14 protein-coding genes are annotated in these 14,577 nt (G+C 48.1%); 6 read left to right on the plus strand and 8 right to left on the minus strand.

Features of this window, described 5'->3' with window-relative positions; all coding sequences use genetic code 11:
* Nucleotides 1-2: 2 nt before the first annotated feature.
* Complete coding sequence (locus tag DDZ15_RS13450) at nt 3-557, plus strand: gamma carbonic anhydrase family protein (RefSeq protein WP_109647626.1); 555 nt, start codon at nt 3-5, stop codon at nt 555-557.
* Nucleotides 508-1,758 (plus strand): radical SAM family heme chaperone HemW, encoded by a 1,251-nt coding sequence (gene hemW / locus DDZ15_RS13455; RefSeq protein ID WP_242979042.1) that lies wholly within the window; start codon nt 508-510, stop codon nt 1,756-1,758. The genes DDZ15_RS13450 and hemW overlap by 50 nt, the downstream gene beginning before the upstream one ends.
* An 85-nt stretch (nt 1,759-1,843) precedes the next feature.
* Here hemW and DDZ15_RS13460 read toward each other — a convergent pair whose 3' ends face one another.
* Nucleotides 1,844-3,631, minus strand: a complete 1,788-nt coding sequence (locus tag DDZ15_RS13460; protein ID WP_109647628.1) for a T9SS type A sorting domain-containing protein — start codon at nt 3,629-3,631, stop codon at nt 1,844-1,846.
* 191 nt (nt 3,632-3,822) lie between these two features.
* Between DDZ15_RS13460 and trhO the strand changes: the two genes are divergently transcribed.
* Together trhO and DDZ15_RS13470 are read left to right on the plus strand one after the other, a co-directional pair.
* Nucleotides 3,823-4,785, plus strand: a complete 963-nt coding sequence (gene trhO / locus DDZ15_RS13465) for an oxygen-dependent tRNA uridine(34) hydroxylase TrhO (RefSeq protein WP_109647778.1) — start codon at nt 3,823-3,825, stop codon at nt 4,783-4,785.
* Nucleotides 4,748-5,659: a pseudouridine synthase gene (locus tag DDZ15_RS13470; RefSeq protein WP_158278719.1), complete on the plus strand. Its 912-nt coding sequence runs from the start codon at nt 4,748-4,750 to the stop codon at nt 5,657-5,659. The genes trhO and DDZ15_RS13470 overlap by 38 nt, the downstream gene beginning before the upstream one ends.
* On the opposite strand, the gene DDZ15_RS13475 is transcribed toward DDZ15_RS13470, so the two are convergent.
* The 7 genes from DDZ15_RS13475 to DDZ15_RS13505 form a co-directional block, all read right to left on the minus strand.
* Nucleotides 5,643-6,800, minus strand: coding sequence for a hypothetical protein (locus tag DDZ15_RS13475; protein ID WP_146198596.1), 1,158 nt, complete (start codon nt 6,798-6,800; stop codon nt 5,643-5,645). The genes DDZ15_RS13470 and DDZ15_RS13475 overlap by 17 nt on opposite strands.
* Before the next feature lie 37 nt (nt 6,801-6,837).
* Nucleotides 6,838-7,476, minus strand: coding sequence for a hypothetical protein (locus DDZ15_RS13480; protein ID WP_109647631.1), 639 nt, complete (start codon nt 7,474-7,476; stop codon nt 6,838-6,840).
* Nucleotides 7,477-7,497: 21 nt separating this feature from the next.
* Nucleotides 7,498-8,013, minus strand: coding sequence for a hypothetical protein (locus DDZ15_RS13485; RefSeq protein ID WP_146198597.1), 516 nt, complete (start codon nt 8,011-8,013; stop codon nt 7,498-7,500).
* Between the two features lie 267 nt (nt 8,014-8,280).
* Complete coding sequence (gene mdh, locus DDZ15_RS13490; RefSeq protein ID WP_109647633.1) at nt 8,281-9,237, minus strand: malate dehydrogenase; 957 nt, start codon at nt 9,235-9,237, stop codon at nt 8,281-8,283.
* Between the two features lie 130 nt (nt 9,238-9,367).
* Nucleotides 9,368-10,237, minus strand: coding sequence for an NAD(+)/NADH kinase (locus DDZ15_RS13495; protein ID WP_109647634.1), 870 nt, complete (start codon nt 10,235-10,237; stop codon nt 9,368-9,370).
* Nucleotides 10,238-10,253: 16 nt separating this feature from the next.
* On the minus strand, nt 10,254-11,714 hold the full coding sequence (locus DDZ15_RS13500) for an ABC transporter substrate-binding protein (protein WP_109647635.1): 1,461 nt from the start codon (nt 11,712-11,714) through the stop codon (nt 10,254-10,256).
* 11 nt (nt 11,715-11,725) lie between these two features.
* Nucleotides 11,726-12,913: a D-alanine--D-alanine ligase family protein gene (locus DDZ15_RS13505; protein ID WP_109647636.1), complete on the minus strand. Its 1,188-nt coding sequence runs from the start codon at nt 12,911-12,913 to the stop codon at nt 11,726-11,728.
* A 167-nt stretch (nt 12,914-13,080) separates the two neighbouring features.
* On the opposite strand from DDZ15_RS13505, the gene DDZ15_RS13510 reads away from it, so the two are divergent.
* Nucleotides 13,081-13,464, plus strand: coding sequence for a response regulator transcription factor (locus tag DDZ15_RS13510; protein WP_109647637.1), 384 nt, complete (start codon nt 13,081-13,083; stop codon nt 13,462-13,464).
* 9 nt (nt 13,465-13,473) lie between these two features.
* Nucleotides 13,474-14,577, plus strand: coding sequence for a HEAT repeat domain-containing protein (locus tag DDZ15_RS13515; RefSeq protein WP_109647638.1), 1,104 nt, complete (start codon nt 13,474-13,476; stop codon nt 14,575-14,577).

Consider the following 14,577-nt stretch of genomic DNA (forward strand, 5'->3'; position numbering starts at 1 on the left):
GCATGATCTATGAATTTCTCAATAAGTCGCCGCGTTTTGACGATACCGTCTTTGTAGCACCCAGCGCCGATCTAATCGGGGATGTAAAACTAGGAAGTGACAGTTCGGTCTGGTTTAATGCAACAATCCGCGGCGACGTGAATTGGATTGAAATAGGCGAGAGAAGCAATATTCAGGACAACGCCTCGGTTCATGTTACCCATCAGACCTGTCCCACACGAATAGGAAACGAGGTTACGGTGGGGCACAACGCCATGATTCACGGATGCACCATACACGACCGCGTTCTCATCGGAATTCATGCCACCGTACTCGACAGGGCCGTGGTTGAAAGTGATGTGATTGTTGCGGCGGGCAGCCTGGTCCCGCCGGGCAAACGCCTGGAAAGCGGCTATATGTACATGGGTTCACCGGTAAAAAAGAGCCGAAAGCTGAGTGAAGAGGAGATTGAATCGATTCGCGCGTATGCGGCCAATTATGTGAAGTATCAGCGCACCTACCGGCAGGTTGATCAGTACGACGAGAACCCCTTCTATACAGACAATCGAAAGAGCTGAGATCGGCAATCAATCCGCCGGCAGTCCGCAGCAGGAAACTGAAACCATCAGAAATTTTGGGATGTCCGGCCTCTATATCCATATACCGTTTTGTAAGCAGGCTTGCAGCTACTGCGATTTCTATTTTTTGACGCGACAGCAGCTCAGGGAGCCGTTTGTAGATTCATTGGTCAGGGAAATAGAGAACAGCAGAGGTGAAGGGTATACGGAAGAACCTGTAAAGACTGTCTACATCGGCGGAGGGACGCCCTCGCTCCTCACCGAAAATCAGCTTTCACGTATTTTTGATGCGCTTCGCCATGTGTTTGACATTCAGGCGGAAGAGGTAACCATGGAGCTGAACCCGGACGATGTAACCATTGATTATCTGCGGCAGCTGAGAAACCTTGGCATCAACCGCGCAAGCATGGGGGTTCAGTCATTTCATCCGGAGATCCTGCAGTTTATGCATCGGGCCCATACAAGGGAGGAGGCGATGCGTGCGCTGGATGCTCTTCAAAAAACCGGGTTTTCCACCTATACCGCCGACCTGATTTACGGTAATCCGGGCCAGACTCAGGAAATGCTCCGGCGCGACATCCGGCAGCTTCTCGAATATAACCCTCCCCACATCTCGGCCTATTCACTGACCGTGGAACCCAACACCCGGCTTGGAAAACAGGTGGACCTGGGAAGGATCAGCCCGCCAGACGATGAGGAGGTGTCGGTTCATTTTGATATCGTAACGGAAGAACTGGGCAAAGCAGGGCTGAGGCAGTACGAAATCAGCAATTTTGCCATTCCGGGCAAAGAGGCGGTTCATAACAGCAACTACTGGCGCCATGAGAACTACATCGGCTTCGGCCCATCGGCCCACTCTTTTCACTGGGACGGGCACGGAGCGGTACGATGGAAGAACAAACCCGATCTGAAAGCCTACCTGGAGATGGATTTCAGCGGGATCAGGGAAGATCATGAGGTGCTCGACCTGCACTCGCTTGCCGAAGAGCGGCTCATGCTCGGCCTGCGTACGGTGTGGGGCGTGAACCTTGAACGGTTGAAGAGCCGGTACGGATATGAGCTGAACAGCTCCCAAACAGAGTGGATTGAGATCCAGTCCGGCGCAGGCAATCTGGTGCTCAATAAATACACTCTCACTCTGACGAAACAGGGTTTTAGAATAGCGGACCTTTTAACGGTCGATTTATTGAGCAGGAATTAAATTGTATCAAACCCGCTCCGTGTTTCCGTGGCTTTCTGAAGCCTTGAACCCTCTCCTGAATCGATCACTTATTCGAACCGGGATTTCATTTCACCAGGATCATCTTTTTGGAGGAGGCAAAATTGTCTGAGGTGATCCTGTAGAAATAGACGCCTGATGCCAATCCGGAGGCATTGAAGGGTACCGTGTGATAGCCCGCATTCAGCTGCTCATCGAGCAGTGTTTGAACTCTTCTGCCAAGGGAGTCGTATATATCGAGCTTTACTGTCCGGCTCTCCGTCAATGCAAAGGTTATGCGTGTGGAGTTATTGAAAGGATTGGGATAGTTTTGAGCAATCAGGTCCTCTTCGGGAGCCGTTGAGGTCATTTCAAGGGTATAGTTTGCAACCTCATCCGGATTGGTATTTACCACCGCTATGGCAATCCTGTCAAGTTCGTTCCAATTCCATGCAGTCTGGACGGACTGTTCGGTGGAGACGGGATTCAGTGCAAGCTCCCGGAGTACGGAGCCGTCCCTGAAGTATCCCATTACACCCAACCCTACGCCCGGCCGGGTAGATTCAAGACGGAAACTGGGCTGTCCATCAGCAAATGAGGCGGGTATGGCGCGAATATACTGTGCGGCATAAGGATTCAGCGTAAATCCTTCAACGATATCCGGCAGAAAGTTAAGCTCTTCCGAATAGAACGTGGAGTTGGGATAGTCAAAACGCTCTTCAAAACCGAAGTTCACGGCTGAGTTATCGGGTCCGGCGGTCATGTGCCAGGTATGGTTTTTGATATGCTCCAGTCCCAGGGAGAGACCGCGGCTGTCCAGCTCATCGGCAACCGCATCCAGAAACGGTTTGGTTCGGTCGGGGATGAACTGCTCCCACAGCGATACCCAAAAATCGATGCCGAGTGCCTCATAGAAGTAGAGCATCCATGAAACGTGCCAATAGGCTCCGGGAGTGGCTGTACGTGTATTGCCGAATATTGACTGGGAGCTGGGCTGATCAGAATCAAAATCAAATTTGATGTAGTTATAGTAGTCGTTCACGTTGTCGAATACCACCTCTTCCATCATGGTGGCATCCATCTCAATCCAGTCGAAACTGCCTGCATCGCCATCCCACCGGTTGGTTTCATACTGTATGGCGTGTTTGATCTCATGGGCGATGGTCACATAGAGAGAACCGATTCTGTCGCCCTCGGGATGGGCGTTCGGCGGAAAGCCGTCAAAGTTATTGTGAATACGTATAAAGGAAGTGGAGCCGCTGGAGTTGGTAACACCGTAAAAATTGAAGTTCTCAAAATAGATTTCGTAGGGATCGGTTTTGAGGAAATCAACAAATCCTGCCTGTTCAACCTGATACCGATAGGATGAATCGGCGGCAAAAGCGGCCTGTTCCACATAGTCGGGAATACCGTTTGTGTTCAGGTCATCAGAAGGCACGGCATGAACCCCGTCAGTTTCATAGTAAAAAATGAAGTTACCCGAATCGGACAGGTAGCTTTGCTGATGATTGGTTTGAGGATAGTTGGTGTACCGTTCAATTTCATCTACCGATGAGGGTGACAACCTGTTCCGGGTTTTAAGGCGATGGTAATCGAGCTCGAGCGGGAGAAGGCACTTTACCGGAGACCTGCTTTCGGTAACGGTGGGTAGCGTCATTGCGTCCGGATTGAATACATACCGATATTTTTCAAGAAGAGCTTCTTCAGCTGTAATGGTGCCGTATTTTTCAGCCAGTTCAATTTCCGCGAATACCCGATTGGGATCATGCGGGTGGAGATGAATGCCAGATTGCGACTGTGCAGTTGCCGCAGCCGGGAAAAGGGCCGCTGCAATCAGGCAGAAAGGAAGCAAAAGGCTGTAGAAGAGATCTCTCATTGTATGCGGATATCACTATTACATTGATCTGAAAAGATCGTAAATTACAGGTTGATTTGAAAAATACGGGCTCTTTTGGCAAAACAGGGAAAACAATCACAAAGGAGTACCCGTTTTCCATCACACGCCAATTGGCCGGAGTATCGTCTCCTGATTTCAAACGCAGAATAACGAAAAATCGCATACCGGGAATGAATAACGAAGTCATCCTCTACTATAAATTTTCAGAAATTAAAGATCCTGAAGGGTTTTGCAAGCTTCACAAGGAAAAGCTAAAAGAGCTTGGAGTTCTGGGCAGGGTGTATATAAGCCGGGAAGGAATTAACGGTACGCTGGGCGGCACTCCCGATCAGATGCAGGCCTATAAAGAGTATCTTCAGGGTATTGAAGGATTTGAGGAGACAGAGTTTAAAACCGACCTTCATGACGACATTCCGTTTGCAAAGCTAACCTGCAAGGTGCGCGATGAGATTGTGGCACTGCATGTTGACGGACTCGATCCGAAGGAAGGCGGCTACCATATGCCTCCGGCTGAGTGGCGCAAAACCATGGAATCGGGCGAAGAGTATGTGATGATCGATGTACGAAATGACTATGAATCCAGGGTTGGCCATTTTGAGGGAGCCCTGAAACCGCCTGTGGAGAACTTTTACGACTTTCCGGAGTGGCTGGAGGAAGCGGAAAAGAAGATCCCCAAAGACAAAAAAGTACTCATGTACTGTACGGGAGGCATCCGCTGCGAGAAGTTTTCCGTGCTGATGAAAAAGAAGGGCTGGGATGACGTAAACCAGCTTCACGGAGGTATTTTGAACTACGCCAGGGAGGAGGAGGGCAAACACTTCAGGGGCAAGTGCTTTGTATTTGACGACCGTCTGGTCGTACCCATTGACAAGGAAAACCTGGAGCCGATTGCGCGGTGCGAAATTACGGGTAAACCGGCCGACAGCTACATCAACTGTGCGAATATGGAGTGCAACAAGCTCTTTGTCTGCTCTGAGGAGGGAGCACGGATGATGAAAGGCTGCTGCAGTGAGGAGTGCGGAAAGAGTGAGTACAAGCGCCCCTTCGATCCTGAAAATGCATTCCGGCCTTTCCGCAAATGGTATAACTACTTTGATGACGATTTCAAGCAGCGTGAGCTCCAGGAGCAGTAGGGTTATTATCAGGGCTCCCTATGAGCTCACCCGTACGATTACCGTCAAACCCCGCGAAGCCGGTGAGAGTGCGCTTCATTTCTTCAGAAACCGGTTTCCCTACCTTTCGGAAGAAAAATGGCTTCAGCGGCTGGAGTCGGGGTGGATTCGCAGTAACGGATTGCCCGTCAGTGCCGGCACTTGCCTCTCCGCACACCAGGTACTTACCCACTATTCACCTGCGGTAAGTGAACCCTCCGTATCCGGCAATATAACCGTAGTGAAAGAGACAAAGAACTGGCTGATTGTGTGTAAACCGGCACCTCTTCCCATGCATCAGGGCGGACGGTATTACAAAAATACACTCGCATACCTTCTTAAAGAGATGGGATACAGCGATCTGAATCCCGTGCACCGCCTGGATGCGGTGACCTCAGGGCTCGTGCTTTTTGCAAAAAATCGCAAGTGGGCCATTCAAATCCGGAAAGAGTTTGACGAGAACCGTGTGGAGAAGTGGTACCATGCAATAGTAGAGGGGGAGATGACCGGAAATCTGGCTGTGGATCAGCCGATTCGCAGAAGAAGGGGATTTGTTTTCGAATGCGGCAACGGATTGGAGAATGCAAAACCGGCATTGACCCGATTCATTCCTGAAAAAGTACTGCCCGGCGGTAAAACGCTGGTTCGGTGCATCCCGGAAACGGGAAGAACTCATCAGATCCGCCTGCACCTCAGAGAGGCAGGATTTCCTGTTGCAGATGATCCCATTTATGGGCCAAAAGGCGATGACAGCGGCCAAAAACTACAGAACTCCGCAATCAGCTTGCGGAGTTCCGGTATCGTTATCAAAGCGCTAAGAATAAAGGGAGTGCTTCCCGTTACAAAAGGCTTTTAACTTTTTCAATCAGGGTCTCGCCTGTGGATCCTGAGGGTGGAATTCGTACGTTTTCGGACGTAACGACTTGCGTATACTTGTTCTGTTTTACGGCGTTCGCGGCGGCCATTTTAGCATACTGTTCAGCATTACAGTCATACTGAATGGCAATGTTACCGCTCACATCAATATCGACCTGAAGATGATCGGGGTGATCTTCGGTATGTCCCACTAAAATGTTGCCATTAATAGTCGGGGTTCCCCTTCCTGTAAAGTTGTAGGCATTTTCAAATACAATCAGTCCGTTAAAGGTAAAATTACCCGCAATATCAAGGGTGGCACCATCTTCACCCTCATATTCCATGTAGCCATCAGAACGGATTACGAGAATCCCATAACCTTCGGAGATACCACCTGTAAGTCTTGCATTATCTTCCACAAAGAAAACTCCGGGATTTTCCTGGGTTCCCATAGATCCTTTATAGTTTCCGCTGATATACTGCACTCCATCAGTGCTGGCCAGTCGTGCAATCATTTCATCCGTAGGCTGATAAGACAGATCCGGATTCTCATAAACCATAGGATCGCCTTGTACACCTTTTTTCCCTTTTGCTTCGGTCACAGAGAAGTTGTCGCCCGATCCGGTCATCGTGGTAATGGCGGGTTTGTTTTCACAACCTGTTGGCCCGTCACCGTTAATAAAAGAGGAACCACCCATTGTGAAATTAAATTTGTGCGCTTCCGCAGCTACGGTCAGTGCACCCTCAAAATCAGGTACCAGGGAGCTGAAAGGCTGTTTTAAATAAAGTGTTCGTACTTGAACAAACTCATTCAGATAATCCGCATTCGAATAGAGCCATAGAGAATCCGGGTCCCAGTAATTTGGATTTTGGTAGTAATCCGTATAAAGGGCGATATCGCGATCCTGAACGGTTATTGTCCATGGATTATTGATGTCGTGATCGTTTGGCCAGTTATTATCCTGGTTGATCTCCTGCATCGCCATCTGAATCGCAGTGTGGGCCGCATTCTTGGCCATTGTATATTCAGCGTAGTTCACATTTTTTTCTGTGAGCATCATGCCGGTATTGGATGTGCTGAGGGCTACAAATCCCAGCGAAATCAATACTCCGGCGCATATAATTAACATTGCTCGTCCCATAATAGGTACCTGTCAGGTTTGGATTGCTGTATCTTATTTATTGTAAATTCATGGGTGTAAACCGCTTTTCCCATACTGTACGGACAAACCGTCCGTCTCCCGTTGCCCTCTCAAAAACAGGCTCTCTGCTTTGTACTTCCATTATAATATATACCTGTTCCACATCCTGCATCTGTGCTGCCGACAGCGGTGTGGCCATGTTGCTGCCCAGTGGCGCGCCAACCGTATCGTAGTATCGTATTTCAAAATTGGTGACGCCCACCTGAATGTCATTTTCAACAGGGGTGCCGGTAGACTGAAATTGCACGGATCGTGTCAGGGTCTTGATGTCAGGGTTTCCCGTAAAGACGGTATCCTGCTTCAGTTCCCACGTAATAAAATCGGGCGTCCGTGTGGGATCGTCGGTTAAATTCCGAAAAAAACTGATCTTGGAGGAGTCGGCCTCCACGAGAATACGATTGCCCGTTGATGTGACATCCGCCGTGGTCCGGTCAACATGATAACCCATGTTGGGAATATCATCATTGAGCAAATCGGTAATATTGACCACATACTCACGAACCATCTGCGAAATGGTCAGCTCCGCACTGCTGTTCTGCACCCGGATGTTCATCATTGCGATCCCGAGAAGCAGCATGCCTGCGATAACGTAACTGGTAACCATTCCAATGTTCATAATCTTTTCTCCTGCCTGAAGTTAGTCGGCGTAATAATTTCGTATAAATTCCAGAACATACTGTCTGGGTGCATCGTCTTCTCTGAGAAAGGCACTTGTTACAGTAACCTCAATTTTTTTGAATGTAGAGGGTGCTCCAAGCGGCTGAAAGTTGGTGCCATCCACGTAGAAAACATCCACGCTTATATCAAAATCTCCATGGGTTGTCGTCATGACGGTACTCCAGCCGTCATAATCGTCAAAATCATCGAATGCGGTTCGTGTGCCTTCTCCGGAGTCCGCGCCAAGGCTGCCGGCCGCGGTGAATCCTCCCGGAATGATGGCGGGGGGTGCAGAGGAGTTAACCGTAACATTATCAAAGCTCTTCGACCGGGCCTCTTCAATTATTTCCTGGCCCAGTGAGATAACCTCCTGTTCAAGCTCCCCGTCGATCTGGAGCATAGAATTGCGGTGTATCATGCTGTTGGCGCTCAATAGGATCATAGAAAATATGATCATAGCCGCCATGGTCTGTATTACTTCAGAATATCCTATCATGGTTCAATTCGTAATTGAAAGGATAAAGATGGTGCCTCTCGCTCTATCTTTTATTATTAATTTTGTTGCTAAGCCAGTTGTCAGCTGGTAAAGCTTCCTGGGGTTGACACCTGACTCAATAATAAAGACGCTAAACGTAACATATCGTTACATCTTTCTTAATTTGATTTCTCAATATTAAAAAACCCCAATCTGGCCCTTTAAAAGGCAGATTGAGGTCTTAAATGCAAGTAGTGAAGAGCCAGGTCTTCTTTATTTGCGGTTTGTTTATTTATCCATCAGCTTTTTGAAGTCCTCCAAAGTGGAACGGACTGCTTTTTCTGATGCTCTTAGAAGTTCGGTTTCTGAATCGTCAAGATCAACTTCAATAATTTCCTTGATGCCGCCCTTGCCGAGCTTCACGGGTACACCTAAAAACAGGTCATTGATCCCATACTCTCCGTTTAACTGCACGGCGCACGGGAAAATACGATTCTGATCCAGTATTATTGCCTCTACCATTTGTGCGGCCGCTGCACCGGGTGCATACCATGCGGATGTTCCCATGAGGCCTACAAGTTCGCCCCCTCCTTTCTTGGTACGGTCAACAATGGCGTCAAGTTTATCCGAATCAATAAGCTGAGTTACGGGAATTCCGGAAACCGTAGTGTATCGGGGCAGGGGCACCATGGTGTCGCCGTGACCGCCCATCAGCAGCGATTGAATATCCTTGGGTGATACATTCAGTTCTTCGGCCAGAAAAGCACGGAACCGGGCGGTGTCCAGGATACCCGCCATACCCATAACACGGCTGGAATCGAACCCGCTGGTGGCATGAGCTACGTAGGTCATGACGTCGAGCGGATTGGAAACCACTACGATGATGGTATCAGGCGAATACTTTACAAGTTCTTCGGTTACGGTTCGTACAATATTGCTGTTGATTTCAAGAAGGTCATCACGGCTCATGCCAGGTTTTCTGGGAACGCCGGCTGTAATTACGCATACGTCTGAGCCTTTGGTGTCTTCATAATTTACAGTACCTACAAGGCGCGTATCAAAGCCCAAAATGGGAGCCGTTTCCCATTGGTCTAATGCGCGGCCTTTAGAGGGATAAAACGTTTTATCTCCTTCTTCCTTTTCAATATCGACCATGACTACTTCCTTTGCATAGTCGCGTTCTGCGATGGCGAGGGCCACTGTTGAGCCCACATTTCCACCTGCTCCTACAACGGTAACTTTCATGAATTTGTGGTTTTTAAGTTTGGATTTCGGATGGGTTGCGTGCACAGCTTACAACACGCTGACATCAATTTTTTATATACTCTAAAGATAGAGGAAATCTGAGAGGGATTGAAACAGAGTTCGCCGGAACTCAACTCTTTCTGCGATCAAGTCCCCACATCAATTTATTGCGAAGTGTCTCAAAATAATTTTGACCGGGAAGCTGAATAAGGTGGATGCTGTATTCACTCTGGCTGATGGTTACATTAAGATCCGACTCAACCTGATGCGACATCCCATCGTACGTAAAAAGCGTATGCTCCGAGGAATTCAGGCTTCTGATTCTGAGCGGCTTGCCGGAGGGCAGAACCAGCGGCCTTGTAGTAAGTGTGTGCGGATTGATGGGTGTAAGCACCATAACCGGCGTATTGGGCATGATGATTGGCCCGCCCGCTGAGAGATTGTATGCAGTGGATCCGGTGGGTGTGGAAACGATCAGCCCGTCTGCCCAGTAATTATTAATGAAAACGCCGTCATAATCAGCATGAAGGGTGATCATCGACGAGGTATCTTTCTTTGTAAAAAGAAACTCATTCAGTGCATCATAGCGTTTGCCTCCCGGAAGTTCAGCTTTTAAAAAGGTTCTGCTATCAAGAGAGTAGTTCTCATCGATAACCTGTCGAAGGCAATATTCAATGTTTTCAGGCTGAATATTGGCCATAAAACCCAGTTTTCCCGTATTAATGCCAAGAACCGGTGTTTGTTTCTTACGGACAAGCTGCGCCGTGTGAAGAATGGTTCCGTCACCTCCTATTGCAATTACCACATCGCAGGAATCAACGCACTTTTGTTCCTCCTCAAGTATGTTAACCGATTTGTGGTCAGACATTTCGGGATAGTGGCCGGCAAGTGTTTCTGACACAAAAACAGAGACACCTTCTGCCCTGCACCATTCCAATACCTGCCTGATGGGTTCTTCCACAGAATATTTATCCGGATTGGCGATAAGGCTGAATGTCATAAATTCCGTGGTTTTATCAGCGGTTATTCAGTTGAATGCTATCGATGGGCAGAGCCCAGGGAGTGGCAGGTATGTCATCAATCTGTACATTTTCATGATAGATACCGTACACGGGGGATTCAAATCGCAGCCAGGGGGTCTTGGCCGGGTCAGGTAGATACCTGTCATGGAATGTGTCATGCATGCGGCTGTAAAAGGATGCCTCGGGTATGGGTACCCGAATATTCAGATAGGCGAGTCCGGCTTCCGGATTCATCCATTCCCGGTTGATTTCCGCAAACAGCCACCTGGCAAAGGGATTGTCGGTATGGACAACAAGATATCTTGCCGAATCGGCTGCCGCAGAGGTGTCAGGACCCGAAACTGTTAAGCCCTCAATATTAAAATAGGAGGTTCCTTCCACTGAAAACCGGTATTCCTGAAAAGATGCAATCCGGTCGGAAAGTTCGGCCAAACTGAAATCTGACTCCCGGTTGAGATATATTGAAGTGATTCTTGACGCAGGCTGCATAGTCAGGTTGTACTCATCCGCATAAGACTCTCTTAAATCACCGTTCAGTATAATCTGTTCCATCATTTGCGGACCCATTTCAGGAATCCAGTCTATCCTGTTCCGTGCAAACTCCTGGAATAACTGTCCTTCTGACCTTCCATGAATAAAGTCTATCCGGTTGATCATCTCATCGCGCTGATTGTCAGGGTCGTTTAGAGCCAGTACAATCGCGGTGCTGTCAGCAGATCTGAAGGAATAGGGTCCTGTTCCAACCGGTTTTTCCGAAAGAGCCTGCTGCGGACGCAGAATCGATTCTGAGGGATAGATGGAGAGCAGCGGAGAGGCCAGTTTACTTGTAAATTCATGATCTTTCTCCCGCAGGCTTATTTTGAGTGTTCGTGCATTTTGCACCTCTATTCCTGTAACACCCTCCAAAACCCGTTTTGCGGGATCAAAAACCTCTCTTTGTTCCATAAAAAAGCTTCTGAAGCCGCGGATATTCTTAAGCAATTCCGCTGCATGCGGAGGTACATTATTCCGGGCAGCCCTTTCGAAGGCCCATTTCACATCTCTTGCATGAAGTTCCCGCCCCACTCCTGCATTAAAAACTTCGCTGTCATGATAAAATACATCCTCCTTCAGCGTGATGGTGTATTCAAGACTGTCGGGACTTACAGCTGTCTGATCTGCAAGCAGTGGCTGTACGTCTCCCTCTGGGTCGATGGTATAGAGTGTCTGATAAACGGCGGAAAGAACCCTCATTGTGCTAAGGTCTTGGGCAAACAGGGGGTCCATATTGGTAACCGGTTCAATCAGGCCGATGGACAGACTGGTGAATGTGTCATCTTCAGCCGTTTCGGTTGTATCCGTACTGCCGGTGCGGGGTGCATCACGAACCACCACCACCTCACTGCTTGAACCGCATGCCTGCAGCAGCATCAAAATTGGAATCAGGCTGAGGAGAAATTGTCGGGCAGTGATCATGATATCATCAATTATTTGCTTGTTTTAAGTCCTTTGATCCCTTTAACGGCTTTCTCGCTCAGTAAGTTTGTTTCGTAGCTCTGAATACGGCCGTTTTTTTGGCTGTGGCGATCCAGTGCCAGTTTGATCAACTCTTCAAGAAGCTGCGGATATTCTATGCCTGACTCCTTCCAGAGATAAAAAGAGAAAGAGCCGGGGATGGTGTTGATCTCATTAAAATAGTAATCACCCGTATTACTGTTCACGAGAAAATCGAGACGAGCCAGTCCGCTGCACCCCAGAAGGCTGAAAATGGTTCTGGATGTTTCCTGAATGGCACGGGTGAGGTCATCATCAATATCGGCGGGTATCACCCTGTCTGCCGATGCCATTCCTTTTGAACCTGCTTCATCACGCATGTATTTATCCGTGAATGACAGAAGCTCTTCCTTGCCAATCGGCCGCTCACAAACACTTGCCCTGTTTTTATCGGAAGAACCCAGCACAGAACAGTTGACTTCAGTAAGTGGTTTCACGGCTTTTTCAATCAGCAGACGGGCATCATACCGAAAGGCCGTTTCAACGGAGCGTATCAGGTCTTCTCTGTGTTCAACCATTTCAACACCAATGGAGCTACCCAGGTGAACTGGTTTCACTATCAGGGGGTATCGTATTGATTCGGCTTTCGCAATCAGTGAATCCCTGCTGTCAACCCACTCAGATTCATGAAATCCGATCCCGTCCACAACCGGCAGGTCATGGTTTTTGCAAAATTCTTTTGCTCTCAGCTTGTCCATGCCCAATGCAGAAGCCAGTACACCGCTGCCGGTGTAGGGAATGTGATACAGCTCACAAATTCCCTGAAATGAGCCGTTTTCACCGTCTGATCCGTGAAAAGCAGTCAGAAGTGCGTGGATTGGATGAGCCACTTCTTTTGAAAACCATCCCTGCCTGAGTTCGAGCAGAACCGGCTGGCCCAGATCATTGTGGGAAAACGTACAGGGAATCGACTCCGAGGCCACTTTTTTAAGGTCTTTGAAACTTTCAAGTTTCAGTAGTGATTTGCCTGTGAGCCAGTTACCAGATTTGGTTATGTAGAGCGGAATAAGGGTGTAGTGTGATTCTTCAAGAGCGGCAACAGCCTGTAGAGCCGTAAGAACGGATACCTCATGCTCGGGAGACATACCCCCAAAAGCGACGATCAGATTTTTTTGAGACATGACAAATTATTAATTGTTTACAAGATGATACAAATATCACTTTTTAATTGACAGATCATTGCCGATAAGTAGAGGCAGCTAGCATATTAAATTGAAGGGCCGGTGCTGTGAATCTCAGATTCCAACAGCATTGAAAGCCCGTTTTCCAATAGGATCCGCATAAATTCATGTCTGCACAGGCAAAGAAAATATTACTTGTTGAAGACGAAGAGATGACGGCACGGTTAATTATATACCGGCTGAAATCACTGGGATATGAAGCATTCCATTCAAAAGATGGTGTGAACGGGCTGAAAAAAATCCGTGAATTACAGCCGGACCTGGTGGTTCTGGATGTAATGCTGCCCGGAAAATCTGGTTTTGAAATTTTACAGGAACTGCAGGAGGATGATTTTATTGACGAAAGGAGCATTAAAGTGATCATGCTATCGAATAAGAAGCGCGTCGAGGATGTTTCAAGAGGGTTTAATCTGGGAGCCATGGAATATGTTCCCAAGCCGTTTAAGATGGATGAATTTCTGCTGCGGTTAAACAGAGTACTTAACCAATAGGATTTTAGTTTGAAGGAAATTCTCCAAATACATTCAGATACCATCGTACTGGGCGTCGTACTCTTTCTCGGTCTCCTGAGTGCCGTGGTATTTGCAGGTGCCGTTTACAGCCGCTGGCGAATCAATAAGTATGAGAACAGAAAAGTAAACATCCGCCGGGAGCTCTCAGACAGGCTGATCCGGTATGTGAGCGGAGACCTGAATTTCTCGGGGTTTACATCAGGCCTTTCGGGCAATATGGAGTTTCCCATTCTGCTTGAACTGGCCGGAGAGCTCGATAAATCACTGGAAGGTGATGAAGAGTCCAGGTTAAAGAAGCTTCTCAATCTGCCTGAAATACGCAGCTATTATGCGGAACGCTTTCATTCCCCAAATCCGCTGGAGAAAGCAAAGGCCTGCCTCTACATGGCGAGAAAGGATGTTATAAAGAAATTTGACCTCCCCAGAATCATGAAACTGACCGCAGATGAGCACCCGATGCTGGCTTATTCTGCATGTCTGGCCATCCTTAAACACGGTAATGACGAACAAGCAGCAACGGCTATCCGGAATGCACTGAAAAACCGCGGTCTTTCGAATCAGGCTCTCAATGACATTTTTGTCGCGTTAAGGGAGCGGTCGGAGCAGGAGAGCACGTCTGAGGCAGAGTTTCTCATGGAGCTGATCCACTCAGGCTGCTACAATCAAGATCGCAGAGCACTGATGATTCGGACGCTGGGTGAACTTGGATACTATGAGAGCGCAGACTTTCTTCTGAATGAGTTTTATGCACTCCCCGAAAAAGGTTTCAATGCAGGAGTACTGATCTCACTGATTGAGACACTTGCACAATTTGGAATGACTCAAATTCTGGACAGGCTGCGAAGCGATTTTATCCTATCTGACAACAGTGATGTGAGGCTTGCAGTGGCCCGCGCAATGGAAAACCTTCGGGAAGAGGAAAATATTCCTTTTTTAAAATGGCTTATGGCCGATAAGGGGTACTATGTACGCTACTATGCGGCAAAGTCGCTTTCCGGATATTCCGGTGTTGACTTGAAAGATGTACCTGTTCCCACAATGAGCAGTGAAGAACTGGAAGAGATGATTGGTGAAATTGAAACGGTAAGTTGA

It is taken from the genome of Rhodohalobacter mucosus, from assembly GCF_003150675.1.
Classification (GTDB): Bacteria; Bacteroidota; Rhodothermia; order Balneolales; family Balneolaceae; genus Rhodohalobacter; species Rhodohalobacter mucosus.

What these genes read in the sequence shown, in the direction of transcription:
- DDZ15_RS13475 (WP_146198596.1), bottom strand. Translation starts at nt 6,800, where the DNA reads ATGGGACGAGCAATGTTAATTATATGCGCCGGAGTATTGATTTCGCTG.
- DDZ15_RS13500 (WP_109647635.1), bottom strand. Translation starts at nt 11,714, where the DNA reads ATGATCACTGCCCGACAATTTCTCCTCAGCCTGATTCCAATTTTGATG.
- DDZ15_RS13470 (WP_158278719.1), top strand. Translation starts at nt 4,748, where the DNA reads ATGACGATTTCAAGCAGCGTGAGCTCCAGGAGCAGTAGGGTTATTATC.
- trhO (WP_109647778.1), top strand. Translation starts at nt 3,823, where the DNA reads ATGAATAACGAAGTCATCCTCTACTATAAATTTTCAGAAATTAAAGAT.
- DDZ15_RS13480 (WP_109647631.1), bottom strand. Translation starts at nt 7,476, where the DNA reads ATGAACATTGGAATGGTTACCAGTTACGTTATCGCAGGCATGCTGCTT.
- DDZ15_RS13460 (WP_109647628.1), bottom strand. Translation starts at nt 3,631, where the DNA reads ATGAGAGATCTCTTCTACAGCCTTTTGCTTCCTTTCTGCCTGATTGCA.
- DDZ15_RS13505 (WP_109647636.1), bottom strand. Translation starts at nt 12,913, where the DNA reads ATGTCTCAAAAAAATCTGATCGTCGCTTTTGGGGGTATGTCTCCCGAG.
- DDZ15_RS13495 (WP_109647634.1), bottom strand. Translation starts at nt 10,237, where the DNA reads ATGACATTCAGCCTTATCGCCAATCCGGATAAATATTCTGTGGAAGAA.
- DDZ15_RS13510 (WP_109647637.1), top strand. Translation starts at nt 13,081, where the DNA reads ATGTCTGCACAGGCAAAGAAAATATTACTTGTTGAAGACGAAGAGATG.
- DDZ15_RS13450 (WP_109647626.1), top strand. Translation starts at nt 3, where the DNA reads ATGATCTATGAATTTCTCAATAAGTCGCCGCGTTTTGACGATACCGTC.
- mdh (WP_109647633.1), bottom strand. Translation starts at nt 9,237, where the DNA reads ATGAAAGTTACCGTTGTAGGAGCAGGTGGAAATGTGGGCTCAACAGTG.
- DDZ15_RS13485 (WP_146198597.1), bottom strand. Translation starts at nt 8,013, where the DNA reads ATGATAGGATATTCTGAAGTAATACAGACCATGGCGGCTATGATCATA.